The 25,913-nt window shown below is 66.9% G+C and carries 21 protein-coding genes and 1 pseudogene; 6 read left to right on the top strand and 16 right to left on the bottom strand.

Going from position 1 to position 25,913, the window contains the following annotated elements; all coding sequences use genetic code 11:
* Positions 1-86: 86 nt before the first annotated feature.
* Positions 87-1,538: an amidohydrolase family protein gene (locus IT361_06510; protein MCC6317330.1), complete on the bottom strand. Its 1,452-nt coding sequence runs from the start codon at positions 1,536-1,538 to the stop codon at positions 87-89.
* On the opposite strand from IT361_06510, the gene IT361_06505 reads away from it, so the two are divergent.
* On the top strand, positions 1,492-1,707 hold the full coding sequence (locus tag IT361_06505; protein MCC6317329.1) for a hypothetical protein: 216 nt from the start codon (positions 1,492-1,494) through the stop codon (positions 1,705-1,707). The two genes, IT361_06510 and IT361_06505, sit on opposite strands and share 47 nt — an antisense overlap.
* A 14-nt stretch (positions 1,708-1,721) precedes the next feature.
* Here the strand turns inward: IT361_06505 and IT361_06500 are convergent, their stop codons facing one another.
* From IT361_06500 to IT361_06470, 7 genes are all read right to left on the bottom strand, one after another.
* Positions 1,722-2,954, bottom strand: a complete 1,233-nt coding sequence (locus IT361_06500) for a Gfo/Idh/MocA family oxidoreductase (GenBank protein ID MCC6317328.1) — start codon at positions 2,952-2,954, stop codon at positions 1,722-1,724.
* Between the two features lie 102 nt (positions 2,955-3,056).
* A complete protein-coding gene (locus tag IT361_06495; protein ID MCC6317327.1) occupies positions 3,057-3,716 on the bottom strand; it encodes an AroM family protein in 660 nt (219 codons plus the stop codon).
* Between the two features lie 44 nt (positions 3,717-3,760).
* Positions 3,761-5,479 carry an amidohydrolase gene (locus tag IT361_06490; GenBank protein MCC6317326.1) on the bottom strand — a complete coding sequence of 573 codons (1,719 nt, stop codon included), beginning with the start codon at positions 5,477-5,479 and terminating at the stop codon, positions 3,761-3,763.
* A gap of 75 nt (positions 5,480-5,554) precedes the next feature.
* The gene (locus IT361_06485) at positions 5,555-6,532 is read right to left on the bottom strand and encodes an acetamidase/formamidase family protein (protein ID MCC6317325.1); all 978 of its coding nucleotides are present in this window, start codon (positions 6,530-6,532) and stop codon (positions 5,555-5,557) included.
* Between the two features lie 29 nt (positions 6,533-6,561).
* Positions 6,562-7,446 carry an acyl-CoA thioesterase II gene (gene tesB, locus IT361_06480; GenBank protein ID MCC6317324.1) on the bottom strand — a complete coding sequence of 295 codons (885 nt, stop codon included), beginning with the start codon at positions 7,444-7,446 and terminating at the stop codon, positions 6,562-6,564.
* A 15-nt stretch (positions 7,447-7,461) separates the two neighbouring features.
* Positions 7,462-8,598 carry an alpha/beta hydrolase gene (locus IT361_06475; protein ID MCC6317323.1) on the bottom strand — a complete coding sequence of 379 codons (1,137 nt, stop codon included), beginning with the start codon at positions 8,596-8,598 and terminating at the stop codon, positions 7,462-7,464.
* Positions 8,599-8,644: 46 nt separating this feature from the next.
* On the bottom strand, positions 8,645-10,654 hold the full coding sequence (locus tag IT361_06470; protein MCC6317322.1) for a bifunctional 3-deoxy-7-phosphoheptulonate synthase/chorismate mutase: 2,010 nt from the start codon (positions 10,652-10,654) through the stop codon (positions 8,645-8,647).
* Positions 10,655-11,098: 444 nt separating this feature from the next.
* On the opposite strand from IT361_06470, the gene IT361_06465 reads away from it, so the two are divergent.
* Positions 11,099-11,626, top strand: coding sequence for a YceI family protein (locus IT361_06465; protein MCC6317321.1), 528 nt, complete (start codon positions 11,099-11,101; stop codon positions 11,624-11,626).
* 39 nt (positions 11,627-11,665) lie between these two features.
* On the opposite strand, the gene IT361_06460 is transcribed toward IT361_06465, so the two are convergent.
* On the bottom strand, positions 11,666-12,181 hold the full coding sequence (locus IT361_06460; protein MCC6317320.1) for an SRPBCC family protein: 516 nt from the start codon (positions 12,179-12,181) through the stop codon (positions 11,666-11,668).
* Between the two features lie 219 nt (positions 12,182-12,400).
* On the opposite strand from IT361_06460, the gene IT361_06455 reads away from it, so the two are divergent.
* The 3 genes from IT361_06455 to IT361_06445 all read left to right on the top strand — a co-directional run bounded on the left by IT361_06455 (position 12,401) and on the right by IT361_06445 (position 15,675).
* Positions 12,401-12,964: a DinB family protein gene (locus tag IT361_06455; GenBank protein MCC6317319.1), complete on the top strand. Its 564-nt coding sequence runs from the start codon at positions 12,401-12,403 to the stop codon at positions 12,962-12,964.
* 230 nt (positions 12,965-13,194) lie between these two features.
* Entirely contained in the window at positions 13,195-13,809 is a 615-nt protein-coding gene (locus tag IT361_06450) for a DUF305 domain-containing protein (protein MCC6317318.1), read from the top strand.
* A 33-nt stretch (positions 13,810-13,842) separates the two neighbouring features.
* Positions 13,843-15,675, top strand: a complete 1,833-nt coding sequence (locus IT361_06445; protein MCC6317317.1) for a hypothetical protein — start codon at positions 13,843-13,845, stop codon at positions 15,673-15,675.
* A 195-nt stretch (positions 15,676-15,870) separates the two neighbouring features.
* On the opposite strand, the gene IT361_06440 is transcribed toward IT361_06445, so the two are convergent.
* The 6 genes and pseudogenes from IT361_06440 to IT361_06415 all read right to left on the bottom strand — a co-directional run bounded on the left by IT361_06440 (position 15,871) and on the right by IT361_06415 (position 22,066).
* Positions 15,871-16,449 (bottom strand): GNAT family N-acetyltransferase, encoded by a 579-nt coding sequence (locus IT361_06440; GenBank protein ID MCC6317316.1) that lies wholly within the window; start codon positions 16,447-16,449, stop codon positions 15,871-15,873.
* A 120-nt stretch (positions 16,450-16,569) separates the two neighbouring features.
* A complete protein-coding gene (locus tag IT361_06435; protein ID MCC6317315.1) occupies positions 16,570-16,758 on the bottom strand; it encodes a hypothetical protein in 189 nt (62 codons plus the stop codon).
* A 4-nt stretch (positions 16,759-16,762) separates the two neighbouring features.
* Positions 16,763-16,942 (bottom strand): annotated as a pseudogene (locus IT361_06430) (ATP-binding cassette domain-containing protein).
* 29 nt (positions 16,943-16,971) lie between these two features.
* On the bottom strand, positions 16,972-17,361 hold the full coding sequence (locus IT361_06425) for a GntR family transcriptional regulator (GenBank protein ID MCC6317314.1): 390 nt from the start codon (positions 17,359-17,361) through the stop codon (positions 16,972-16,974).
* A 158-nt stretch (positions 17,362-17,519) separates the two neighbouring features.
* Positions 17,520-19,193, bottom strand: coding sequence for a sodium:solute symporter (locus IT361_06420; protein ID MCC6317313.1), 1,674 nt, complete (start codon positions 19,191-19,193; stop codon positions 17,520-17,522).
* Positions 19,194-19,444: 251 nt separating this feature from the next.
* The gene (locus IT361_06415) at positions 19,445-22,066 is read right to left on the bottom strand and encodes a prolyl oligopeptidase family serine peptidase (GenBank protein ID MCC6317312.1); all 2,622 of its coding nucleotides are present in this window, start codon (positions 22,064-22,066) and stop codon (positions 19,445-19,447) included.
* Positions 22,067-22,488: 422 nt separating this feature from the next.
* Here IT361_06415 and IT361_06410 point away from each other — a divergent pair, with 422 nt between their 5' ends.
* On the top strand, positions 22,489-25,521 hold the full coding sequence (locus tag IT361_06410) for a hypothetical protein (protein MCC6317311.1): 3,033 nt from the start codon (positions 22,489-22,491) through the stop codon (positions 25,519-25,521).
* Here the strand turns inward: IT361_06410 and IT361_06405 are convergent.
* Entirely contained in the window at positions 25,512-25,865 is a 354-nt protein-coding gene (locus IT361_06405; protein ID MCC6317310.1) for a PilZ domain-containing protein, read from the bottom strand. The genes IT361_06410 and IT361_06405 overlap by 10 nt on opposite strands.
* Positions 25,866-25,913: the final 48 nt, after the last annotated feature.

Here is a 25,913-nt window from a genome sequence, read left to right as displayed (position 1 = left end):
TCCTGACGATCCACCTGTCCGGCCATCCGACTGGTCGCAGCCATCTCATCAATCGCCTGTCGAATCCGCCTTCCCTCCCTCCGCCGCTAGAAGAGGCCCACGCGTCCAGTCACGGACGCAATGAGCTTCGCCGGGTCATACCCCACGCCCTGCCTGAAGACCAGCTCCACGTGGCGAATGTCGGCGACCCTGACGGCGGGGTTCCCGTTGATCACCACCAGGTCGGCCTGCTTGCCCACGTTGATCGACCCGACGCGCGACGCTCTGCCAAGGTAGGTGGCTCCGTTCAATGTGGCTACCCGGATCGCCTCGACCGGCGTGAAGCCGCCTTCGACCAGCAGCTCCACCGCGCGCTGGTTGGAGAACCCCGGGATGACGCCGCCACCGCCCGTGGGGTCGGTACCCGCCACCAGCAGGCCACCGGCGCGCGCAAACGCCAGCTCGAGCGCCATCCCCTTCGGAAGCAGCGTCGAGTAGAGCGACGTGGCATTTCGCGCAACCTGGGCGTGCTGCCGCTCATAAGCTTCCCGCATCGCGGGTACGAGCACCTCGATCCCGGGCGGCATCGGTCGGCCCGGCGTGAACGTCTCGAACACCGTCATCGTCGACGTGAGCGCGACCTTGCGGCGAACCAACTCCTGGATGAGTGAGCGCACCGCGTCGCTGGACGGGTCGATCGCATTCACGGACTGCTGGCCGCGACCCTGCCCGGGGCATTCGTCAGGCACCTTGCCGGTGACAAAGTCCGTCGCGGCCAGGAAGCCGTGCTCGAGATTGTCGATGCCGAGTCCTGCTGCCTCGCGGTATGTCACCGAGCAGAGGTGGCCGGTGACCTTGAGACCCCGGGCGTGTGCGGCGTCGATCGCGGCCCTGAGCACCTCGCGCGAGATCTGCATGTAGGCCTTGAACGACGTGGCGCCCTGATCGGCCCAGAAGTTCACGAACGTCCGCGCTTCGGCCGGCGTGCGCAGCGCATGCATCTGGATGAACGCGTTCGGCCCGTTGAGGTATGGCGCCGTGGCGTCGATCCAGGGGCCGGCTTTGTCGCCGCGCTCGATCGCCCTGGCGATGTTGAGTTCGGAGTAGCCGTTCATGTTGCCGCCGGTGCGCATCGAGGTCACGCCGCCAGCGAGGTAGAGTCGCGAGAACGACTCCGTGTAGTTGCCATAGATGCCGGGCCCCGCCGGGTAGTACAGGTGCTCGTGCACCATGACCAGCCCGGGTATCAGCGTCTTGCCCGTGAGATCGACCTGCAGCGCGCCGGCCGGCACCACCGTCGTCGCAGCGTCTCCAACGGCGGCGATGTTTCCGTCGCGGATGACGACCGTTTGCGCGTCCCGCGGGGCAGCTCCGGTGCCATCGATGACACGCACATTGGTCAACGCGACGACGTTCGTGTCGATGCGTACATACGCACGCGTCGCCGGAGCCAGTGTGGGCCGCTGCGCAGCGACCGGGGTGGCGAGGAGCGACAGCAGCAGGACACGCGCGATGGTCATCGACCGTGCGCGTGGCATCCAGGTGGTGACGGATCGCATCAACTGGCAGGGTGAAGAGGTGGTTGCGGGCCCGATCGGGCTACTTCGGTGTGAAGGCACCAGCGACAGGTATCGTGCGCATGGCGCGAACCCGACGCCCGCCTATGGCCTGGTTGCCGGCACGCGCCCGCGTTTGCCCCTGGTGGCGTGCCTGACGAGACATCGTTGACGATGGCGGCCGGGCTACGGTCGCCATTCCCCCTTGGCCACCGCTGGCACGAACCGGTCGATCCCCTTTGGCGGGAACGCCAGCGTCTTTCCCTGCTCGGCGCTCTGGTACGCCGTCATCAACATGCGCACCACGTCCACGCCGTCGTCAAACGTGAGTCGCGCCGTCTCCTTCCCCAGAAACACGCGGCAAAAGTGACGGTCTTCGCCGGTGTACCCGTACGCGAGGTACTCCTCGGGCACCACCGGCATCACGCCCTGCTCCGCGTTCTGCTTCTCCACGAGATCTTCGCCCGCCCTTCCCTTGACCTCGCGCGAGAAAAACAGCTGGAGCCCGCTGTCGAGCGAGTTCCACTTCATCGAGTACTCGGGCCCGAGGAGTTCCGCCGAGAGGCGCAGGCCGGCGCCGATGTAGCTCCACGACGTGCTCGCCTCACCGATCATCCGGTACCCGTCGGCCGACTCGAACTCGATCATCACGCTCGCAAAGTCCTCCGACGGCGTCTTCGTGTAGTCGGCGCCCATGGTCTTCCTGAGCTGGGCCGCGTAGTGCGGCCGCGTCCACTTGAGCGAGGCGATGTGGCCCGTCACCCGCACCGGCTTTACCGTCGACAGCGGCTCGCCCGGCTTGGTGAGCAGGTGCCGCACGACCAGCGCGGAGTGGCACATCATGTCGTTCAGCACGCCCCCGCCCTGCAGATTGCCCTGCCAGAACCACGGCCCGTGGGGCCCCGCGTGCTCCTCAGCCGCACGCGCGAGGTAGGGCCGACCGGTCGTGGCCGCGCCACGCGCCCAGATCAGCGCCTTGCCGTACTCCACGTGGGGCGCAAAGAGCTGATTTTCCAGGTATCCCGTCTGCAGCCCCACCGACGCCACCATCTTCGCGACCTGCGTCGCCTCCTGCACGTTGCGAGCGAGCGGTTTCTCGCTCGCAATGCCCTTGAGTTCGCCCTTTCCACGCTTCACCGCGTCGACGATCTCCTCCACGTTCTCGATGCGCGCGTGGTTGGGGCCGCAGAGCCAGATCGCGTCGATCGCCGGGTCGGACACCATGTCAGCAATCGACTTGTAGGGCCTGGCCGCACCCACGTCGAGCGTACGGGCCAGCTTTGCCGCGTCGGCCGCATTCTTCGCGTTCGGGCTCCACACGCCGAGCACGTCGCCCTCGCGCACACCACGCCATCCCTGAATGTGAAAGCGCGTGTTGAAGCCGGAGCCGATGAAGCCAACGCCAAGGGGACGGGACATGGGACGCGGGGACAGGGGATCGACGAAAGCGTCCGCGAATCTCTCCCGGAATCCCGCCGTCGTCCACCGAACCGCGACGCCGAGCCCGCTATCGGGGCGCGGCTAGCGGGTGAGCAGCTCCGCCTGCACCGCGCGCGCCACGAGCGCTCGCGCCGTCACGACAGTCTTTCCACAGCGCCGCGCGAACTCCTCGGCGCTCCCCACATCGTGTCCAAGGTCGTCCAGCATGACCACGTCGACGTCGGCATCACGCATCGCCTGGCCCGCCCGCATCACCTCCACATGGCGTCGTGGCGAGGCCCAGGTCACGACCGGGAGGAAGCCATCCGCCAGCCATCGCGCCGCCGTCACCCGCGCCTCGGCCTCGACCGGCGCCACGATGCCCACGCGGGCCCGGGGACTCCTCGCGGCCAGTTCGTTTCGGCACACGACCGATGGCTGGAGGATGGGCACCTCGCAGCGACACGGCGGGAAGTCTCCCGTGCATGCGATGACGATGAGGCGCGCATCCGCTTCCATGAGTTCGCGCGCCAGTCGTTCGACCAGCGGGTGCAGCCACTCCATGCCTATCGTGCGCGTCGAACCATCGACCAGGCGCACGAGGACGGGCGCGTCGGTACGCCGCCGGGCAAGGTCGGCGATCTCCTGCGGTCCCAGCCCATCGAGCGCACCGCGCACACGCACGCGGACCGTGGACGCCGCGTCGACGAACGCCTGCTCGAGTTCCGGGTGCGGCGACTGCCCCAGCGTGATGACTCCCAAGGTCAGTTGCGCCCTCGCGTCGGCCCGCGATGGTCGATCCGAGCTCACGTCTGATGGGTGGTGCGGCCACCGGCCACGGTGCGCACGATCCGGATGTCCTTGATCGTATCCGGCGCCACATCCGCCGGCGAGCGTTCGAGGATCACGAAGTCCGCGTATTTGCCCGGCGTGATCGAGCCCTTCACCCGCTCTTCATAGGAGGCATACGCGCCGTTGATGGTCGCGATGCTCAGCGCCTCATCGATCGAGACCTTCTGGTTCGGGCCCCATTCGCGGCCGCGATAGTCCCGGCGCGTGACCATGCTCTGGATGGCCATCAGTGGCTCGTACGGCCCCGGCCCGTAGTCCGAGGCGCCCGGCACGCGGATCCCCATGTCGAGAAACGAGCGGTGAGCGAACATCCAGCGCAGTTTGTCGTCACCGTACTGCGACCACTTCTCACCGTGGTAGTAGACGTAGGTCCAGAACGGCGTGGGAATCGTGCCCGTTGCCTTGATACGCTCCAGCAGCGAGGGGTTCACGAGTGTGCAATGCTCGATGCGGTGACGGCGATCGGGGTGCGGCGCTTCCTGCAACACGCGTTCGTAGGCCTGCAGCACCATGTCGATCGTGACGTCCCCGTTGGCATGGATGCCCACCTGCCATCCCTTCCGGTGCGCGTCCTGCACCGCTTCGTGGATCTCCTGCTGCGTCATCGTCAGGATTCCATGGTCGTCGGTGCCGACGTACGGGGTGCTCATGCGCATGGTGCGCTCCGACGCCGATCCATCCGCCGAGTACTTCACGCCACCGACGCGCACCCACTCGTCACCGAAGCCACTGTACACGCCGGCATCGCGCAGTTGGCGGTAGGCGGCCCCGCGGATCATCATCCATGCGCGGTGCCGCAGCTCTCCCGCGCGCTGCACATCCTCGTAGGCGCGGATCTTGTCGGCACTCGTGCCCGCGTCGTGCACGCTCGTGAGTCCCACCTTCGCGAACTCGCGGGACATGTGCTGCATGCCCTGGCGCGCGCGCTCGCGTTCCTGTTCCGGCGAGAAGCGCTCGCGCACGCCGACCCGAGCGAATACTCCCCGCGCCAGCTCGGCCACGCGTCCGGTCAGCTCGCCCCGCTCATCCCGGAAGAACCGCCCGTGATCCGGATCGGGCGTCGTCCGTGTCACCCCCGCAAGTTCGAGCGCCTTGCTGTTGTACCAGCTCGTGTGCCCACCGCGGTGGTTCACCGAGACGGGATGGTTGGGCGAGATGTCGTCCAGGTGCTGACGCGTCAACGGCACATCGAGCTTGGTGTCGTCGAACATGAACGCCTCGACCCACTGATTCGCCGGCACCTGAGCCACGCGCCTGCCGATATTCGCGCGCAGCTCGGCCACCGTGCGCACATTGGCGTTCACGCCGAACAGCTCGTTGATGCCGCTCGGGTGACTGTGACAGTCGATGAAGCCGGGCGCCACGAACATCCCCGCAGCATCGATCACCGTCGTGCGCGCCGTCGCCAGGTTCCGGATGTCGGCCGATCGCCCGACGGCAAGAATCCGCCCATCCTTCACCGCGAACGCCTCGGCGCGCGGCTGAGCCGCGTCGGACGTGTGGACGTGTGCGTTCACCACCACGCTATCGGCCTCGATGCCACTGCCACGATTCTGCTGCGGCGGCTCCGGCTCGGCGGCCGCGCTCCGGGCAAAGGGCGCCCGCGCGATGGTGGCCGCTCCGGCCAGCAGCGCACCGAACGTGAGGAACTCCTTCCGCGTCTGTCGCGACATCCGTCCTCCAGGCTGACGATCCGGCACCAAATTGACGCGCCGCAGCGCGCGCCGGGAGAGCCGCGCCCCGACAACTCAGCGCCGAGCCAGCAGTGCCTTGTCGATCATGGCATGGACGCCGACGTTGCCATCGACCAACTGCGTGATGCGCAGATCCACCGCCACGCTGGTGAGCTGATAGGCCTCCGTCTGCGTAAGCCTCGCGCGCTCCATGAGAAACCTGACGGTGTTCTGTACGCAGATGCGCGTCGCGACCGTGAGATCCTTGTCCATGCCCATCGTGATCCAGTGCGTGCGCGTTTCCCCCAGCGGCCATTCGAGCTTCATGTCCTTGCGCACCGTGAGCTGCAGTCGCCCGGTGAGCGATGTCTCGATGGCGGTGATGTCCACCTCGCCATCGCCCTGCGCGGCGTGCCCGTCCCCCACCTCGAACAAGGCGCCCGCGACGTGTACGGGGATGTAGAGCGTCGTGCCCACCACGAGTTCCTTGTTGTCGAGGTTCCCGGCGTGGATGTCCGGAGGAGCGGAACTCACACGCCCGCGCGCCGGCGGCGGTGCCACGCCCATGCTGCCGAAGAACGGCCGCAGCGGCACGGTGATGCCGGGCAGGAACTCGGCGGTCATGCGCTGGCGATCGAGGGGCACGATGGTCGTCGTGGGTCGTTCACACAGCTCGCGCATGAAGCCCTGACATGCATTGTACCCATAGGCAGTGGGCAGCCCGATCGAGAGGACCTTCACCTCGAGCACGTCTCCCGGCTCGGCTCCCTCGACGTATACCGGCCCCGTGAGGATATGCCCGCCCGGGCCGCGATCCGTCACCTGAGCCACGATGTCGCGGAGCGCCTGCTGCACGTCGGTTGCCGACAACCCTGCCGCCTCCAGGCGCTGCGGCGTGCTCGTGATCATCGTCTCGACGTCGATGATGTCGCCCGACCTGATCCGCAGCACCGGCTTTGCCTCGGCCCAGTAGTAGCCGTAGACGACGGTTTGCGGCGTGGCCGGCAGCTTATGCACCTGTTGCGCAGCTCCCGCGCGAACGGCGAGCGCCATGGCGAATGCGCCGAGAACCCTGGGCAGCATCATTGGTTGGGTGGTGTGGGCTCGACACGAACCCGCATGAGGCCCTCCTGCGCGACGGAGGCGACGAGCTCGCCGGTGCGCGTATACACGGTCCCGCGTGCAAAGCCACGGGCCCCGGCGGCCACCGGACTGTCCATGGCGTACAGCAGCCAGTCATCCACGCGAAACGGCCGGTGCATCCAGACCGAATGATCGAGCGACGCCATCTGCAGCCCGCGCGAACGAAACGTGAGACCATGTGGCTGAAGCGCGGTGGTGATGAGCCCGTAGTCGGACGCGTAGGCAAGCACCGCCTGGTGAATCAGGGACTCGTCAGGCAGTGAGCCCACGGCCCGGAACCAGACGTGACGCACGGGCGCGCTCGGCGCCGCAGGTCGGAACGGGTCGATCGGGTCCACCGGTCGGAAGTCGATCGGTCGATCCTGCGTGAGCACACCGCGCAGCGGCTCGGGGATGCGGTCCGCCATCTCGCGAATGAGCTGCAGCTCGGGCGCGAGTGATTCGGGCGCTGGCACCTCTGGCATCGGCGTCTGGTGCGACCGGCCGTCTTCGGCGCGATGGAACGATGCCGAGAGGTTGAAGATCGCCTGGCCGTGCTGGATCGCCGTCACGCGACGCGTCGCAAAGCTTCCGCCGTCGCGAAGCCGATCGACGAAGTAGACGATCGGGGCGGCGAGATCGCCGGGGAGAATGAAGTATCCGTGCGCCGAGTGTGCTTCCCGCGGTTCGGCGACCGTTCGACGCGCCGCGACCAGAGCCTGCGCGAACACCTGGCCGCCGAACACCCGCCCCGCACCGAGGTCGCGGTTCTGACCGCGATAGATGTTGACTTCGAGGGGTTCGAGGTCGAGCAGGTCGAGCAGGACGCCAGAGGACGAGGTCATCGCGAGGTGTGTGTGTTACTGCAGGCCATCCGCTGGCCGAACCACCCGACTGGGCGGAGGTGGAACCGACTGCTCGACCCACCGCACCGGGTGCCTGAAGGCATCGCGCACGGTCGGCAGGTAGGATGCGCCCTCGCCCATCGCGTCGGCGACGTCGCTCCCGAGCTTCATGCGCGTCTCCGCGATGTACTGGAACGACCACACGCCATCGTCGTCGGGCGACATGTGCCATGCACCGTCGACCTCGTAGAGTCGGTGGAGGTCGCGCGGTCGTACGCGTGCATCGTACGCTCGGATCTCACGGATCACGAGATCGTCCCAGCTCCCGACGACTTCGATCGTGGGAACCTGAACCACGCCGGTCGCGTCGTCGGTTCGCGCGGGTGCGGCGCGAGAGGTCGCGGCGACGGCGCTCGCACCGGTGTATGGCCACAGGCGCCGCGCCGCGATCGGCGTACCCACCGCATCGGCGTAGGCACGGAGGAGCGGACTGTCGGCTGGCAGCTCTGGCCTGGTTCGCGGATCGACCTGCGGCCACAGCTCCGCCATCCGGCGCTGTCGATCGAGACGCGTTGGCCGGTCGCCGCCAGCGCCGGCGATGATCAGTACACCGGCGTACGCACGGAGCGAGTCCTCAGCCGCAAGACGGGCAATGCCACCGCCCGCCGAAAGGCCAACGAGATACGTGCGTGCCGGCGCGCGGCCCAGGCGCCGTGCCACCTGCTCGGCGGCGATACGTGTGAACTGGCGCGTGAGCCCGTAGCCTTCGCGCCAGGCGCCCGCGCCATCACGATCGACACTGGCATAGGCAAATCCCATCGAGAGTGCCTGCCGCCCCACGACGTCGTCGAGTGCCGACTCGTCCGTGCCAATGACCTTGCCGCTGCGATCGTAGTTGTCGCCGCCACTGCCGCCGTGCGCCCCGATCACGAGCCCGCCGTTCCATGTCGCGACGGGCGGCACACGCAGCACGAATCGCTTGGGAACCCGGGTACCGGAGATGTCGAGCGCTACCAGACCGCGCATTTCGGTTGCACCGCCGTCGAGCGCGACCTCCCTGGTGGAGAGGAGCGTCACGGCCACCGACTGTGCGTCGACGGTCGCCGCAGACAGGACGCCGAGGAGCGCCGCGCGTGTGAGCGAGATTCGCATGTGGCGGAATATGCGCACGTTTCGGTGTGACCGGGACAACCCGGTGTCAGCTACGAAGCTTTTGCATCATCTGGGCAAACTGCTCGAAGTACAGCGCCTGCGGGCCGTCGGACAGGGCCTGCTCGGGCTGCGGGTGGAACTCGACGATGATGCCGTGCGCCCCAACGGCCTTGGCAGCCAGCGCCATGGGCACCACGAGATCGCGACGGCCCACGGCGTGCGACGGGTCCACGATGATGGGCAGGTGCGTGAGCTCCCGGAGCACGGGTACCGCACTCAGGTCCAAGGTGTTGCGGGTCGCCGTCTCGAAAGTGCGGATGCCGCGCTCGCACAGCATCACCTGCTGATTGCCGCCCGCCAGGATGTACTCGGCCGCCTGCAGCAACTCGTCCACGGAACTCATCAACCCACGCTTGAGCAGGACCGGCAGGTGCGTTCTCCCCACCGCCTTGAGCAGGCTGAAGTTCTGCATGTTGCGTGCGCCGATCTGAAGGGCATCGGATTGAGCGGCGATGTCGTCGACCTGCTCGGGAGCCATGACCTCGGTGATGATCGGCAGGCCGTGGCGTTGGCCCGCGGCCTTCATCATGGCCAGTCCCGGAAGGCCAAGGCCCTGGAACGCGTAGGGTGACGTGCGCGGCTTGAAGCACCCTCCGCGCAGCATCGCTGCGCCGTGCTGCGCCGACCACTCGGCGCACTGCTCGATCTGGCCTTCGGACTCCACGGAACACGGACCCGCCATCACCATGAACCCGTTGCCGCCGATGCGCGCCCGCCCGATCTCGATGATCGTGTCGTCAGGCTTGTGTGCGCGGCTCGCGAGCTTCCACGCCTTGTTGGCCACGGGAGCCTTTGCCGAGGGTACGGCCGGCGCCGCGGCGGCCGGCACATCGGCGACCTCCGACTGCGCGACCGTCGCCAGCGGGACGTCGGTCGGCGGAACCCGATCGTTCGGATAGCAGCCAAGCACCCGCAACAGCCGCGTACACCGCGCCACGTCATGCAGCGCCTCGGCAAATCGGCTGCTGTCTGCGTTACCCTCGGCATCGACGAAGAACATCATCTGCCACGGCTCGCCCTCCATGGGTCGCGACTCGATGCGGGTGAGGTTGATCCCGCGATCGCGAAACACCTGCAGTGCGTCGACCAGGGCGCCGGGGCGTGACCAGGTGGAGAAGAGCAGCGACGTCTTGGCCGCCACCGACTCCTGTACCGCTGCCCGCGCGCGGCCGAGCACGATGAAGCGCGTTTCGACTTCGCGTGCGTTGGCGATGCCCTCGGCGAGCACCACCAGGCCCTGTGCGCGCCCCGCGTCTGCGCCGGCGACCACCGCGTCGGGCTCGGCGCTCGCTGCCACCGTGCGCAGGGCCTCGGCCGTGCTGTCACAGTAGTGCAGCAGCAGATCGTGGCCCTGCAGGAACGTTTCGCACTGCGCCAGCGATTGCGGGTGACCGTGCACACGTCGGAGTGCGCCGAGCGTGACACCGGGACGCGCGAGGAGGCTGTGGACGATCGGCAGGTAGTGCTCTCCCACGATGTAGAGGTCGCCGTCGCGCAGCAGGTCGTACACCGCGCTGATCGCACCCGTCAGACTGTTTTCGATCGGCAAGACCGCGTAGTCGACCTCGCCGCGGCGCAGCAGGCGTACCACGTCGCTGAACTTCTGACCGGGTACCATCTGGTAGTCGCTGTCGGTAAAGCACGCCCGGGCAGCTGCCGCGCTGTAGGATCCTTCCCCGCCGAGCACGGCCACTTTGGTTGCCTTGGGAGGCGGTTGCAGCGTGTGCCGCTGGGTGCGGAGCGATTCCTCGATGAGCGTCTGGAACACCCGGGTGACGAAGCGCGGATTCAGCCCAAGGGCCTGCCCCTGCTGCGCGTGTTGCCCCAGGAGCACGCGTTCACGCTCGGTGTCGCGGAGGGGCAGTGCCGCGTCGAGTTTGCTCTCGGCCACCGCCCGGGCGCACTCCTGCCGCTGCGCGAGCAGTTCGAGCAGCTGCGTGTCGAGGGCGCCGATGCGTTCGCGGAGTTCGGCAAGGGCGGGTATGGACTGGCTCATCGGGGAAATGCTCCGTTCCTGGTTCCGGGATTCCGTGGGACAAAAAAAACCTCCCCGCTCGGGGAGGTTTGGGCTCGATCGCGTCTTCTGCCTACGCGCCGCCGTTCTCCCCGGGGTGTGGGAGGCTAAAGCTGAAGAAAAAGGCGCGGCGGGCGGCGGCGTTCATGGCGCCTAACCTAGCCGGGCCCCAACGCCCGCGTCAATGGAACCGGATTTTCGCGGAACGATTCGGCCCCGAGGCGCGGGGCATCGAATCATCCGCCAGGAAAGGTGTGTTGGTCGTGGAGGTGGTTCCGGCCCTGCCGCAGCGATCCCGCCTGAATCAGGCACCACAGCTGCGCGTGCGCGCCCAGCGCGTGCCGAGGCCCTTGCGGGCGTCGGCGCCGGACATTATCTTAGTACTAAGTTACTTAGTCATAAGACGCACCTCCGACCCAACTCGCCATGACGACCTGGACCATCGACCCGACCCACACCAACGTCGGCTTTGCCGTGAAACACCTCATGATCTCCACCGTCCGCGGTCGGTTCGCGTCGTTCACGGGGACGATCTCGCTGGACGAGCAGAATCCGGCCAACTCCCGTGTGACGGCTTCCATCGACGCGGGTTCTATCGACACGCGCGCCGAGCAGCGTGACGCGCACCTGCGTTCGGCCGACTTCTTTGATGCCGACAATCATCCCACGCTCGACTTCGTCAGCACGCGAGTCGAGGGCAATGTGAACGGTGACTTCCGCATCGTCGGCAACCTCACCATCCGCGGAGTCACGCGCGAAATCGTGCTCGACGCGAAGTTCGATGGCGCGATCAAGGATCCCTGGGGCAACGATCGCAAGGCCTTCAGCGCCACCGGCAAGATCAACCGCGAGGCCTACGGTCTCGTCTGGAACCAGATCCTCGAGACCGGCGGGCTTACCGTCGGCAACGACGTGAAGATCGAGATCGAATCGGAGTTCGTGAAAGCGGCGTGAGGCCGAGCGGACGGGCAGGTGAATCGCCAGCCCGTCCGCTCATTCGATCCGCGGCGGTTCCCCGAACCGCGCGGCCAGCGCCTTCATGACTACCTCGATGGTGCCGGCCGGGCTCATGAAGTAGTGCGAAACGAACCGGAAGATCGGGTGGTAGACCTCGCCCGCTTCGGTGATGGTGAGCCGTGTCCCGCCGTTCTCAACGGCCAGCTCATACGTCCACGACCCGCCGAACGGCAGGGTCGAGTCCGCGATGGTGCGTATGAGCCGGCTGGGCGGTTCACTCACAGTCGTCGCGAGTGGCATTTCACCGTTGGAGCCAGTTTCGACCCATACCTCCGGTGACGCGCCCTCCTGGCGGCGCACCGCGGAGATGTCCGTACGCCACGAGGCCTGGCCGGCGTAGTCCGTGAGCACGCTCCAGACGCTGTCCCGCGGTTGCGCGAGATGGAGCACACGCGATGCCACATGTTCGCGAGGCAGTCGGGAACCCCACACGGTGACGAGAGCGACGGCCAGCACGAGGGTGCCAAGGAGCCCGAGGATGAGCTTCAGCATGGCTTGGGGAGGGGCCGAGGTGGACAGTAGCGAGCGTTCGTGACAGAGTTGGACGAGGGGCCTTGCACACTCACACCCGCGAGCCCGGCTTCTATTCAAACTGCACCAGTACCAACGGGGGAACGGGGCGCGCGCCGACGGATCCGCGAACGAGGATCATGTTCCGTCCCTGCTGCTTCGTCCACCCTCGCTGGTCTCGTCGCTACTCCCTCGGCCTCCATGCATTCCCTCGACGACCTAACCGAGCAGTTCCGAGCCTGCCAGGATCGCGCGGCAAAGCTGGTGAAGCCTTTGAGCCACACGCAGTTCAACTGGCGACCGGCTGCCGAGTCCTGGTCGGTCGCCGAGTGCCTTGTGCACCTGAGCGTGACAGCGCGAGCCGTCGTGGCGAAGATGCGGCCAGTGATCGCGCGGGGTCGTGCCGACGGCATTTCGGGGACGGGCACGTTCACCGTTGGCTGGTTCTCGCGATGGTTCGAGGCCGAGATGGAACCACCTCCGCGACGGCGGACCAGGTCGCCCGACGTGTTTCGGATCGCGACCCGATCCGACCACGCGCCGGATGACGTCATGCGCGCGTACGCCGAGACGGGCGTGGAATGGCAGTCGCTCCTCGACAGCGCGCGCGGACTCGACCTCGGACGATTGCGCGTCACCTCGCCGGTGAGCCGCCTGCTTCGCATACCGCTCGGCAGCTACCTGCGTATCAGCGTGGCGCACGAACGCCGGCACCTCTGGCAGGCCGAGCAGGTAACGGTCGCCGCCGGGTTTCCTCCTGGCTAGCAAGTCCCCGGCCCAGCGGGCGGGCCAGGTGCCGGGCGATCACGCGGGGCGGCAGGTCTGGCGGATCACGTCCTTCGACAGATTCTGGGCCCCGGTGGCACCGGCCCCACGGTTGAGCATCACAGACCCGGAGGCTCGCCACGTACCCGCACGGGATCGCGAGCGCACCCCTTGCGCCTTTCTCTGCCGGCTTGCTCCGTAAGCAGGCCTGCCTCCGGAGCACATTCGCCATGACGGCCTCTCGTCCGATCCTCGTTTTCACCGTTGCCTGCGCGCTCGCCGCCGGCTCCTCGCGCGCCTTCGCGCAGTCGGGCATGGATCACAGTAAGCACCGCATGGGCCCTGAGATCGTCATCCCCAAGGGTGCACTCTATACGAAGGCGGACGTCGAGTTCATGCAGGGGATGATCGCCCACCACGCCCAGGCCATCGTGATGTCGCGGATGGCGGAAGCGAATGGCGCCAATCCGCAGGTGCTCAAGCTCTCGCGGAAGATCGATCAGTCACAGGTGCCCGAGATCCTCATCATGCAGGAGTGGCTCCGCCGGTACGGGCAGTTCGCCCCGGACACAGCCTCCTGGCATGACATGCGGATGGACGGCATGCTCACCGACGACGAGCTCAAGGCGCTGAGTGAGGCGAAGGGTGTCGCCTTCGACCGACTCTTTCTCAACGGCATGATCAAGCACCACGCCGGCGCGCTCAAGATGGTCGAAGACCTCCTCAAGTCCCCCGGCGCCGGTCAGGAAGTGGACGCGAATGTCTTCGCCAATGATGTGGTCACGGCACAAACCGCCGAGATCGGCATCATGCGGCGTCTGCTATCGCTGCTGCCTCAAGAGTGAACGCCTGAGTCCCCGTTCCCCGGAGTAGACCCGATGCACAGAATGCGTGGCTTCACCCTGCTGCTGGCCGCTACCGTCGTCCCGACCATCGTGTCGGCACAGACGTACCCGTCCAACAAGGATCCGCGAAGCACCCTCAAGCCCGGCCGGTTCGACGCGGGCATCGCGATCAGCAACATGAAGCAGGTGTCGTTCGTGAAGAAGCCAGCGGCTTTCGACACGACCGCCGGCCTGAAGTTCATCAATTCCGACCTGGCGTTTGGCACGCACTACATCTATCAGGCCAACTTCGCCGGGTTCACGATCTGGGACATCGCCGATCCGGCAAACCCGGTGATGGTGTCAGCCACCAAGTGCATTACCTCGCAGGGCGATCCAACCATCTACGAACACCTCCTCTTCCTGTCCGCCGAAGGCGCGGGCAACCGCAATGATTGCGCGGACGGGGGCGTGAAGGATCCGAAGGACCACATGGCCGGCGTGCGCATCTTCGACGTCTCCAACCCGAAGGCGCCCAGGCTCGTGAAGAACGTGCAGACCTGCAAGGGCTCGCACACGCACACCCTGGTACCGAGCCCCAAGGATCCGCGCACGATCTACCTCTACGTGTCCGGTGGGCAGGCAGCGCGCCCGGAGACCGAGCTCGCGGGATGCAAGAACGGCAACGACCCGGCCGACCCGACGAACTCCCTTTTCATGCTGGACATCATCCGGGTGCCGCTCGACAACCCGGAGAAAGCCGAGGTGATTCCGGGGGCGCGCATCTTCACGGGCCTCGATGCAGCCGGCGAGTGCAAGCGCTACTGCCTCCCCAACGACCCGCGCCGTCAGGAGATGCGGGCCCAGCGTGCGGCGGCCAACCCGGAGATGCCAACCACGCCGCGCAATTGCCACGACGTGACCTCGTACCCGGCCATGAACATGCTCCTTGCCTCGTGCCAGACGCACTCCATCCTCGTGGACATCACGAACCCCGAGAAACCGATCCGCATCAACGCGCTCGTCGACACGAACAATTTCCAGGGCCGTCACACGGCGGCATTCAGCAATGACGGCAAGAAGCTGATCCAGACGGAGGAGTGGGGCGGCGGCACCGGCCCGATGTGCCAGGCGTCGAGCATGAAGGAACTCGGCGGCAACACGGTCATCACGCTCGACGGAAGGAAGCGGCAGACCCAGCGTGCCTACTTCAAGCTCGGGTCGGCGCAGTCAGCCGAGGAGAACTGCGTGGCGCACAATGGCGGCATCATTCCGGTGCCGGGGCGCGACCTGTACGTGCAGGGGTGGTACCAGGGGGGCGTGAACATCATGGACTTCACGAATCCCGACAGCGCTCTCGAGATCGCATACTTCGACCGCGGGTCCATCAATCCGCCCAAGGGCGCCGACGTGCCGCAGCCACCGCCTGATCCCAACGTTCGAGGGGGAGGCAACACGATCGGTGGTTCGTGGGGGGCGTATTACTGGAACGGCCTGATCATCTCGTCCGAGCTCGATCGCGGCATGGACATCCTCGAGTTGACGCCGAGCGACCAGCTGTCGCCGAACGAGATTGCGGCGGCGAAGCTGGTGCGCTTCGAGCGGTACAATCCGCAGAGCCAGCCGAAGCTGACGTGGCCGCCGGCGTTCGTCGTGGTGCGGTCGTATCTCGACCAGCTGGTTCGGAACCGCGGGCTCGCCGCGGAGCGGACGGACGCGATCTCCTCCGCGCTCGACATGGCGGAGATGAAGAGTGGCGCGGCCCGTGCATCGGCGCTGAATGCACTTGCGGCGCAGGTCGACAAGGATGTCGCGGGCGCGAAGGACGGTGATCGCGTGCGTACCATGGCTGGCGAGATCCGGCGTCTCGCGGCGGCGTCGCGTTAGGTCGGCGACCGGTCATGAACGGCCACGGGCGCCCGCAGCGGGGCGCCCGTTCGCTGTCGGCGTTCAGACAGCAACGCTCGATATCGCGGTGACAGCCGAGCCGACCGCACGCGCCATCCACGCAGGGTACACCGGGTGGCGTGTGTGGGCGAAATGCCACCCGGGGGAGCCCGCCTGCCCAGCCGTCTCACCTGTTCAGGAATCCGGAATCCCTCCTACCTGTCCCTGATCGGTCAGCGTCCACTCGAAGGTCAGGGTGTCCCGTCGATCTGCATTGGCCTCAGTGTCGTCGCGGGGCGTAATCCCTAAAGACGTAAAGCCGAGGCGATCGGGGATGGCGGCGCTCCGGCGATTCCGTGGATCACAACAGATGCGGACGTGAGAAATGCCAGGGACGGCGGCGGCCACCTGCCGTAGCGCCGCAACGGCTTCGGTGACATACCCGCGACCTTCCTCTCCTGTCCGAATCCAGTAGCCGATCTCCAGGACGTGGGCTGGGCCTCGCCGATGCAAACCGATGCCGCCCAGCAAGCGAGACTCCACGGGATCGAAGATTCCCATGGCCCACTCGGTGCCGGCGTCAAAGCTCGCGCCGAAGGTCGTGAGCCGCTCCGCCAACGCGGCCAGGGGCGTCGGCTCATGCCGGGCCCACGGCATCCACGGCACGAGTCGGTCGAGGCTTTCGTCAATCGCGGGTTTGAGGAGGGCGGCATCCTCCGGTCGGTAGCGTCGGAGGACGAGGCGTCGAGTGATCAACCGGGCCGGGACAGGCATTCTGGAATGCTAGCGACGCAGCAAGCCGGCTCAACGCTCAGGTGCCACGACGAGCGCTGAGCATAGGACGATCAGAACATCGTCAAGCGGACGGGCCGGCTGGAACGGCGGAATGAAGGATCATTCAGCGGCTTGCTTCGGGCCCTGCTGCCTGGCGAACTCGCGGAACTCCGGGCCGGCCAGGCGCAGGTTGTCGCGCAGGTAGGCGCGCAGACGCTGGCCCGGCGCGACCGGCCTTGCGCCACCGAGGTGGGCCTGCAGCAGGGCTTCCATGCCGAACACATAGGCCTCGCGCGGCACCGGATCCAATGGCGAATCCCATCAGGATGCGGAACAGCGTGGACTTGCCGGCGCCGTTGGCACCGACGATGGCGTGGATGCGCCCGCGCGGAATGCGCAGGTCGAGATTGTCCAGCGCGAGCTTGCGCCCGTAGCGCTTGCTGAGCGCGTGGGTCTCGATCACGTAGTCGATGGAATCGCTCATGGCGGTCATCTCGGCGGGAAGGAGGTCAGTCGGCGGGTTCAGGCCCGCTTGCGGGGAGCAAGCTGCCGAAGCCCGTGGGCGACCCGCGCCTGTACCTCGTCAGGCCGGAAACCCAGTGGCACCACGTCGTGGACGAAGCGGTCGATGGCCACATCGAGCCGGCGCCCACGCTCGGCATCGGACAGGCGCTGTCGTGGTGTGGCCACGTACAGGCCCATGCCCTGGCGGGACTCCAGCCAGCCTTCGGTGGTCAGCTCGCCATAGGCCTTGGCCACCGTATTCGGATTGATGGTCAGCTGCTGGGCCAGGCCGCGCACGCTGGGCAGCTGATCGCCGGGCTCCAGTTCGCCGGTGGCGATCTTCACCCGTACCGCGTCGGTGATCTGCTTGATGATGGGGCGCGGATCGCCGGTGGCGATCTGCAGCATCAAGGGGCGGGTTCTGGCCACGCGCGTCTCGTATTAGCTGTACTAATAAGACTAGTACAGTATACGGACCTGTCAAGCCAGCGGGAACAACCTGCGCGGCCAGGCCGTCGACGGCGCCATCGACGCGTTCGGCGGCGCCAAGCCTGGCACCGCGCGCTCTAGCCCTTCGAGACCTCCGGGCGCACATGGCCTCCTGCGCTCAGCACCACTCCGACCACGACGACCACCACGGCCGCGATCACGTTGTGCCAGAGGAACGCCACCTGCGGGAGGAACACGTACACCGCCGTCACCGACGCCATGCCCGCCAGCATGGCAACGAATGCCGCGGTGCCCGTGGTCCGCTTGATCATCGCCAACAGGAACACCCCAAGGATCGAACCGTAGAAGAAGGACCCGAACCGGTTCACCACTTCGATGAGCGAGCCCAACGATCCGGCAAAGGTGGCGACGATGCAGGCGAAGATGCCCCAGAAGACCGTTGCAGCCTTGGACACGTTGAGGAAATGGCGATCACTCGCCTCCGCTCGCACCCAGCGCCGATAGAAGTCGATCACCGACGCAGTGGCCAGCGAGTTGAGCTCGGCGGCAACGGCCGACATCGCCGCCGCCATCACCGCCGCGAGAAAGATCCCGGCCAGCCCCACCGGCAACTCGTTGAGCACGAAGTGCGGAATGATGTAGTTCACGTCGCGCGTGGGTTCGCCCGTCACGGTGCCCGCCATGGCGAGCGCCTCGGTACGGATGTCCTGCACACCCTTGTCGGCGGCGCGGAAGGCGTCATCGGCAGCCCGATCGTCGGCGACCTGAGCCAGCGTGCGCGCGGCCTGCTGCCGCACATCGAGCGCGGCGGCGTAACGCTGCTGCAGCGCGGCATAGCCTGACGAGTCGGCCGCGATCACGCGGCGCTCGTGCGCGGGATTGAAGAGCAGCGGCTGAGGCTGGAACTGGTAGAACACGAATACCAGCACGCCCACCAGCAGGATCGCCGCCTGGAGCGGGATCTTCCAATACGCAGAGATGAGCAGTGAGCTGCGGGCTTCGTCGACGGACTTGGCCGTCAGGTAGCGCTGCACCTGACTCTGGTCGGTGCCGAAGTACGACAACATCAGGAACGTCCCGCCAATGAGGCCGGACCAGAACGTGTATTGCTCGTTGAGGGTGAAGCGAAAGTCGAAGACCTTCATGCGCCCTGCAGCACCGGCGATCTCGAGGGCCTGGTCGGGCGACACGGGAATGCGCAGGATCAACACGGTGATCACCGACCCGATGGCGAGCACCACGAGCACCATCTGCTTCACGTCGGCCCAGGTCACGGCCTGTACGCCGCCGATCATGGTGTAGAGCACGGTCGGAATGCCCATCGCCGCCACCGACCAGCCGATGGGCCATCCGAAGATGGCGGAGAACACGATCGCGGGCGCCGAGATGATCGTGCCGCACGACATGCCGCGCGAGAGAAGAAAGAGGAACGCGGTGAGCGAGCGTGTCTTCGGGTCGAATCGCTTCTCCAGATACTCGTACGCCGTGAACACGTTGGCTCCGTGCAGGAACGGCACGAGCGTCACGCCGAGAATGACCATCGCCAGCGGCAGCCCGAAGTAGAACTGCACGAAGCGCATGCCATCGGTGGCACCCTGTCCCGTGGTCCCGATCATGGTGACGGCAGAGAGCTGCGTCGCCATCACCGACAGCCCAACGGCCCACCACGGCAGGCTGCGATTGGCCAGGAAGTACCCTCGGATCTCGGTGGTGCCGCGCGCGCGTCGCAGGCCGTCGATGGCGACGTAGGCGAGCCAACCAAGAATGATCACCCAGTTGATCCAATGCATCGGTCAGCCCGGATGGTGGTAGCGACTCTGGAGCAGCCAGAGCAGCGCGAGCGCGACGACCTGGATGGCGATCACGCGAATGAGCGTCTTCTTGAACACCGTGGGCCTGGGCCGCAGGGGCGGATGAGTGAGGCGTCTCGGGGAAGGAGTGCTGCGAAAGGGACTGGAGTTCCCGGCAAAGCGAAAGGGGCCGAATCGCTCAGCCCCCTTCGATACCTCTATCACGCGCCCCTACGCCCTCCTCACCACAACTACGACGCCACCTTGGGCTTGTTCGCGTTCTTTACGTACACGTCCAGCCACGCGGTCCATCGGGCCCACTGGTCGAGCAGCGTCTCACGCGCTGCCGGGCCGTGGTCTTCGTACGGATACATGTAGAGCGACGCGGTTTTTCCGAGACCTTCGAGTGCGTGCATCATCCGCTCCGACGACAGCAGGGCGGTACCCACGTTCTGGTCCTCGATCGAGTGATACATCAACAGCGCGCCCTGCAGCTTGTCGGCGCTGAAGAACGGCGACATCTCGAGGTACGTCGCCTGGGCCTCGTAGAAGTCGCGGCGCTCGCTCTGGAAGTTGAACGGCGTGAGCGTGCGATTGTACATGCCGTCGCCGGCGATACCCGCCTTGAAGTACGGAGTGTGCACCATCGCGTTCACGGTGGTGAAGGCGCCATAGCTGTGTCCGCCAATGCCCAACCGCGTGCGATCGATGAAGCCCTGCGCATCGAGCTCGTCGATGACGGCGCTCAGGTTGCGCTGCAGGTCCGAGACGTAGTTGTCGTTCATGCGACCCGACGCGCCAATGACCGGCGGCGCGAAGTTGGCCACCGCGTATCCCTGCAGCACGAGGAACTCGATCGTGCGCGGTCCGCCCTGCGGGAACCGATTGATGTTCTCCGTCCGCAGGGTACGATCGTAGCCGCCCTGGTCGGTGAACTCACCGGGATAGAGCCACAACATGGCGGGCAGCCGCGTTCCGGACTTGTAGTCGGCCGGCAGCGTGAGGTTCACCATGAAGTTGATGCCGTCGGAGCGCGTGACCTTGATGCGCTTGCGGATGGCCTTCGTGAACTCCGGCGTGGGATCGGTGTTGCTCGTGAGGTTGAGCGTTCCGCTGGCCGACCTGAGGATCGCGTTGGGCACCAGGGTCGACGACTCCCGCGTGATTACCATCTGCGTCATGTCGTCGTCGAGCGACGCGTTCACCGTCTCGAAGACATCGGCCGCACCTTCGAACAGGCGCGACTTCTGCCCGGTCCGGATCTCGACCTTGTCGACGAACCCGCGTGGGGCCTGGCTTTCCCAGTCACGGAAGTACCGTGTGCCGCGCAGGAAGGCGAACTTGCCGTCCGCCGAAACCTGCACGACGTCGCGGCCCGCCTTGCCCGTCTTCGTGACGAGGTTGCCCGGGTTCTGATAGAAGGTCACCGAGTCGTCGCCGGCGCCGCCGCGGCCGCCACCAAACCCGCCAAAGCCACCGCCGACCTGCGCGTTGATCCCGCGCATGCGCCACAGCGTGTGCTTCTTCGTCGGCTCGTTGAGATCCACCGCGTACACGTGGCCCGTGCCGCTCACGTTTTCGGCGACGAAGGCCATGGTCGCGTCGTCGTTGAAGAGCACGCCGCCCATGCGGTTGTCGCTCTCGAGCAGGACCTTTTCGCTGCCCGTCGAGAAGGGTGGCGCCCACTGATACAGCCGATCCTTGCCGCGATTCGCCGCACCGCCTCGCGGTGCGTCGGCGGAGTCGGTCGCGGCGGGCCGAGCCGGACGCTCCTGTCTGAGGAACGAGAGTCCCTGGCCGTTTGGGAGCCACGCGACGTTGCGGCGCGTGGTATCGACCGGCGGGCCGCCCGCGCCGGGCGTCGCGAGCGGGTCATCGGCTCCGCTGGTTCGCAGCGGACGCTTCGCAAGCTCGGCAACGACGCGACCGTCGGCGTCCCACACCTGCTCCACCGTGCCAAAGCTGCCGTACTGCACGATGTACGAGAACGGCTCCTGCATCTGCGTCACCCGGATGTACTTGCCGTCGGGCGACGGATCGACGGCGCTGATCATCGCCGGCGCGCCCACCTTCTTCACCGCACCCGTCTTGCTGTCGACGATCGCGAGCTGACCCGTGATGAAGTACTTCATCTGGTCCTTCTCGAACGGATCGCGCAGGAGCGACGCAAATACCCGCTGCGGATTCTTTGCCGGATCGGTGAGTCGCACGAGCGGGCCGGTCTCGACCGCTGGCCGTACGGGTTCGGCCCCTCGATTGTCCGGTACGAGCACGGCGACGATGCGGCCGTCGGACGTCCAGGCGAGCGATGTGACGAGCGTCGCGAGCAGCGGCGTCTGCGTCAGCACCTTCGACTTGCCGGTGGCAACATCGGCGACGTAGATGCGCGACGCATCGTCGAAGTTGGCGATGAACGCGATCTTGGTGGCGTCCGGCGACCACTCGGCGCCGCTCACCGAAGCGCCGCGGGGCGTCTCGATCACGCGCGGCTTGCCCGTGGCGGCGTCGACCACCTGGATCCCGGCGCTGCCGCGCGTCGTGAGCGTGCGCGCGCGATTGGCCTTGTGATCCACCTGCAGGCCCGCGAAGTAGTAGTGCGACTTGCCGAACTCCTTGAGCGTGGGCAGTCCGGCCGACCTGGTATCGAGGAAGAACTTGCGGTCGGGGCTCAGGTTCTGGAGCGTGACGTTGGTCTGGCGAGGCGCATCGACGAGCCGCTCGATCACGGCGGGCGGCTTGACGAACGTTTCCCTGGCCAGGATGTCCTTCGCGGACCAATCGCTGTTGTTCTGCGCAGCGAGGGGGAGCGCAAAGGCACCGGACAGGAGGAGCGCGAGCGCGATGCTGACGCGACCGACGGACGAACGGGACATGGTGGCTCCGAGTTGAGGAGTGCCCCGGGGACCGGCGGTCGGGGGGCCGTTGGTATACGGCCAGGCCCGACGAAACGCGGCGGCCTCGGGAGGCGAGATACGCTCGGCGCCAGTGGCGTTGCTGGCAAGGGGGAAGACCTGGCCGTACGCGCCGGGGGCCCACCACCGTACGACCGGTGCGCTGGTCCGCGGAGTCCTTCGCTCCCGGATGTGCTCGATGTCCTGGCGCGGAGAGCTGGGGAGGCGGACCGGCGCTGACTCGCGGACCCGCCCTGCAAGAGCAACCCGGCGCTGGCACCCGGACAGCCCCATTCAATGCGCCCCGGCGTGGACAACCGGGCACGCCCCATCGCGTGCAGCGCGCACCTCCCCGGCCAACTACCCCGCCCGTAGTTTGTCGCGACCTTCTCGCCCCCACATCCGTGCGTTCTCGACTCCTGCTTTCCGCCCTCGCCGTCCCTGCCCTGCTTTCGGCGCAGGTGCCGGACTCGGCCACCAACGCCGCGCTGCGATGGCGCTCCATCGGTCCGGTGAACATGGCCGGCCGCATCACCGACATCGAGGTGCACCCGCGCAACCCCAAGGTCTTCTACGTGGCCGGCGCCACGGGTGGCATCTGGAAGACGGTGAACGCCGGCACGACGTTCGTGCCCTTGTGGGACCAGGGGCCGATCGCCTCCATGGGCGACCTCGCCATCGCGCCGAGCAACCCCGACATCGTGTGGGCCGGGACTGGCGAGGAAGACTCGCGCAACTCGGTGGCGCCGGGGTACGGCATCTACAAGTCGACAGATGGTGGCGTGACCTGGCAATCGATGGGGCTCGAGAAGACGCAACACATCGGCAAGATCCTCATCCACCCAACGAATCCGAACATCGTTTGGGTGGCTGCACTCGGCGCTTTGTGGGATACCAACCCCGAACGCGGGCTCTACAAGACGACCGACGGCGGCAAGTCGTGGACCCTGTCCAAGTTCATCAGCGACAAGGCAGGCTTCATCGACATCGCCATGGACCCGCGCAATCCCAACGTGCTGTACGCGGCGAGCTGGGAGCGCATTCGCAAGCCACACTACTTCAAGAGCGGCGGCCCGGGCTCGGCACTCTGGAAGTCCACCAACGGCGGCGCGAGCTGGACCGAGGTGCGCGGCAGTGGCTTCCCCGAGACGCCCAAGGGCCGCATCAGCATCCAGGTAGCGCCGAGCAATCCCAACGTGGTGTACGCGATGGTGGAGGCCGACAGCGTGCGCGGCGCCAAGCCGCAGCGGCTGCTGAGCGGGCTCTATCGCTCGGCTGATGCCGGCCGCACGTGGAAGTGGATGAGCACGATCAACAACCGTCCCTTCTACTTCTCACAGGTGCGGGTCGATCCGCGCAACGAAAACCGGGTGTACCGCATGGCGGTGGACTTCCAGTCGAGCGAAGACGGCGGCTACTCCTGGCGGGCCGGCATGCTGGGCATCCATGAGGACTACCACGCGATGTGGATCAACCCGGCCGATCCGGAACATTTCATCGTTGGAGGTGACGCGGGGATCTTCCAGAGCCACGATCGCGGCGGCACGTACGATGCGCTGAACAACATGGCGATGGGCCAGTTCTACGGCATCAGCTACGACTTCCAGGTGCCGTACCGCGTGTGTGGCGGGTTGCAGGACAACGGGACGTCGTGCGGTTGGAGCCGGCGTCGGAATGGCACCTTGCAGATGACCGATTGGTTCGCGGTGTTCGCCGCCGACGGACTGCAGACGGCGCAGGACCCGCAGGATCCCAATCTCGTGTACTACGAATCGCAGGGTGGCAACATCTCGCGGCGCAACGTGGCCACTGGCGAGCAGGTGAGCGTGCGCGCCCGCACGGTGACGCGCAATCAGTTCGGTGGCCAGATCGCAGCCATCCGGGGCAACGGCAGCACGCCGCTCACCCCTGATCAGGAAAAGCAGGTGACCGACCTGCGCGCGCGCATGCAGCGTGAGATGGCCGACCCCAACGTTGCCACGCGCTGGAACTGGAACACGCCGTTCATCCTCTCGCGGCACGACCCCAACGTGCTGTACAGCGGCGCGGAGAAGCTCTTCAAGTCCGTGCGCAAGGGCGTGGAGCCGTTTGCGATCTCCGGAGATCTCTCGACGCGCAGCGAAGACATCGTACGCATCACGACCGGCTACGACGAGAACGCGAACCCCGCCACCGATGCCACCGGTGGCATCACGCGCGATGCGACCGGCGCCGAGGAGAACGCGACGATCGTGACAATCGCCGAATCGCCGATCAGGGCTGGCGTGGTGTACGTGGGGACCGGGGACGGCAAGGTGTGGGTCACGCGGAACGACGGCGGCGCATGGGAGGATCTCACGGGCCGGTTTCCCGGGCTTCCGGCCGGCACATACGTGAGTCGCATCGAGCCTTCGTATGCCGACACGGCGACCATGTACGTGTCGTTCGACAACCACCGCGAGAACGACTTCACCCCGTACCTGTACGTCTCCACGGATTTCGGAAAGAACTTCCGCTCCATCGCTGCGGGTCTCGCGAGCCCGCGGCCCAACACCGTGTACGTAGTGCGGGAAGACCCGTTCAACCCCAACCTGCTCTATGCCGGGACCGAGCTGGGCGTCTCGGCGTCACTCGATCGCGGGACCACCTGGTTCTCGCTGGGCTCGCGGCTGCCGGTGGTGCCGGTGTACGACCTCAAGGTGCATCCGCGTGACCGCGAGCTCATCGCCGGCACGCATGGTCGCGGCATCATGGTGCTTGACGTGGCACCGCTCCAGCAGCTCACGCCGGCCGTCATCGCGAAGCGCTCCCACGTGTTTGTCCCACCGGTGGCGCTGCAGTACGGCATGCTGCCGCCGGGCTCCGAGCCGCGCGCCCAGCGTCCGTGGCGCGGCGACGCCGTCGCCGACGGCGCCGTGATTTCCTACCGATTGGCAGCGACGGCCGCGACCGGCGCGGTGCGCGTGCTGGTGGTGAACGCGGCGGGCGATACCATCGCCAGGCTGACCGGCGGTACCGCGGCGGGAATCAACCGCGTGACCTGGAACATGGTCCCGACCGTGGCGCCCGTGGCCGGGGCAGGCGGTGCGCCGGGGCAGGGACCTGGCAACCCGGCATTCGGCAGTCAGGGTGGCGCCAACCAGGCACCGGTGAACGTGCCCGGATTCCCGCCCGGCTTCAATCCGCGGCCGGCGGAGTCACGCGCTGCCCCGGATACCGCCGGGAGCCCGACGAATCAGGCGCGACTCCTGGCCGCGGGGCCTCGCCCTGGCGGACCGGGTGGCGGTGGCCAGGGCGGCGGCGGCGGCTTTGGCCAGGGTCAGCGCCCGCCGGTCGAGAACGGCGAGTACCGCGTGGTGCTCGACGTCGCGGGTGAACGCACGACAACGGTGTTGCGCGTGGTGCGCGTCACGCCGGGACAGGTGGTAGGCGAGGAGGAGCGCGGCCGTCAGCGCTGAGGGCCGGGCCCGTAGCGCGCTGGAAAATGGCGCGCGAGATGGCGTTGTTCGGCAAAGATCGCCTGCATTGGCAGGCCGGGGGATGCGAGGTGAACGGCGACCTCATCCCCTTCGCAGCGGACGACCTTGCCCTGCACGGAGATGGGCTGACGACTGCTGAGGAGGCGGACCGTCCCGGCCACGGTGGCGCCCGGCTCGGGCCGTGCGACACCTTGCGAGACATAGCGCAGCCCGCGTTCCGAACAATCGACCAACGGTAGCGTTCGCCCGTCGAGGGTGAACGTGGCGCGGGCCGAGGGCGGATAGGGAATGCGATATTCGCTGCGTTCGAACTGCCAGGCCATTGTGGCGTCTGGAATTGCGTGGAGCTGGCGGTGACTCGGCGGCCTGCG

This window comes from Gemmatimonadaceae bacterium (assembly GCA_020846935.1).
Classification (GTDB): domain Bacteria; phylum Gemmatimonadota; class Gemmatimonadetes; order Gemmatimonadales; family Gemmatimonadaceae; genus RBC101.
This window is presented reverse-complemented; position numbering and strand designations above follow the sequence as displayed.

Coding starts and splice junctions, on each gene's coding strand:
- IT361_06505 (MCC6317329.1), top strand. CDS start 1,492: ATGGTCATCGACCGTGCGCGTGGCATCCAGGTGGTGACGGATCGCATC.
- IT361_06510 (MCC6317330.1), bottom strand. CDS start 1,538: ATGCGATCCGTCACCACCTGGATGCCACGCGCACGGTCGATGACCATC.
- IT361_06500 (MCC6317328.1), bottom strand. CDS start 2,954: ATGTCCCGTCCCCTTGGCGTTGGCTTCATCGGCTCCGGCTTCAACACG.
- IT361_06490 (MCC6317326.1), bottom strand. CDS start 5,479: ATGTCGCGACAGACGCGGAAGGAGTTCCTCACGTTCGGTGCGCTGCTG.
- IT361_06485 (MCC6317325.1), bottom strand. CDS start 6,532: ATGGCGCTCGCCGTTCGCGCGGGAGCTGCGCAACAGGTGCATAAGCTG.
- tesB (MCC6317324.1), bottom strand. CDS start 7,446: ATGACCTCGTCCTCTGGCGTCCTGCTCGACCTGCTCGACCTCGAACCC.
- IT361_06475 (MCC6317323.1), bottom strand. CDS start 8,598: ATGCGAATCTCGCTCACACGCGCGGCGCTCCTCGGCGTCCTGTCTGCG.
- IT361_06470 (MCC6317322.1), bottom strand. CDS start 10,654: ATGAGCCAGTCCATACCCGCCCTTGCCGAACTCCGCGAACGCATCGGC.
- IT361_06465 (MCC6317321.1), top strand. CDS start 11,099: ATGACGACCTGGACCATCGACCCGACCCACACCAACGTCGGCTTTGCC.
- IT361_06460 (MCC6317320.1), bottom strand. CDS start 12,181: ATGCTGAAGCTCATCCTCGGGCTCCTTGGCACCCTCGTGCTGGCCGTC.
- IT361_06455 (MCC6317319.1), top strand. CDS start 12,401: ATGCATTCCCTCGACGACCTAACCGAGCAGTTCCGAGCCTGCCAGGAT.
- IT361_06450 (MCC6317318.1), top strand. CDS start 13,195: ATGACGGCCTCTCGTCCGATCCTCGTTTTCACCGTTGCCTGCGCGCTC.
- IT361_06445 (MCC6317317.1), top strand. CDS start 13,843: ATGCACAGAATGCGTGGCTTCACCCTGCTGCTGGCCGCTACCGTCGTC.
- IT361_06440 (MCC6317316.1), bottom strand. CDS start 16,449: ATGCCTGTCCCGGCCCGGTTGATCACTCGACGCCTCGTCCTCCGACGC.
- IT361_06425 (MCC6317314.1), bottom strand. CDS start 17,361: ATGCTGCAGATCGCCACCGGCGATCCGCGCCCCATCATCAAGCAGATC.
- IT361_06420 (MCC6317313.1), bottom strand. CDS start 19,193: ATGCATTGGATCAACTGGGTGATCATTCTTGGTTGGCTCGCCTACGTC.
- IT361_06415 (MCC6317312.1), bottom strand. CDS start 22,066: ATGTCCCGTTCGTCCGTCGGTCGCGTCAGCATCGCGCTCGCGCTCCTC.
- IT361_06405 (MCC6317310.1), bottom strand. CDS start 25,865: ATGGCCTGGCAGTTCGAACGCAGCGAATATCGCATTCCCTATCCGCCC.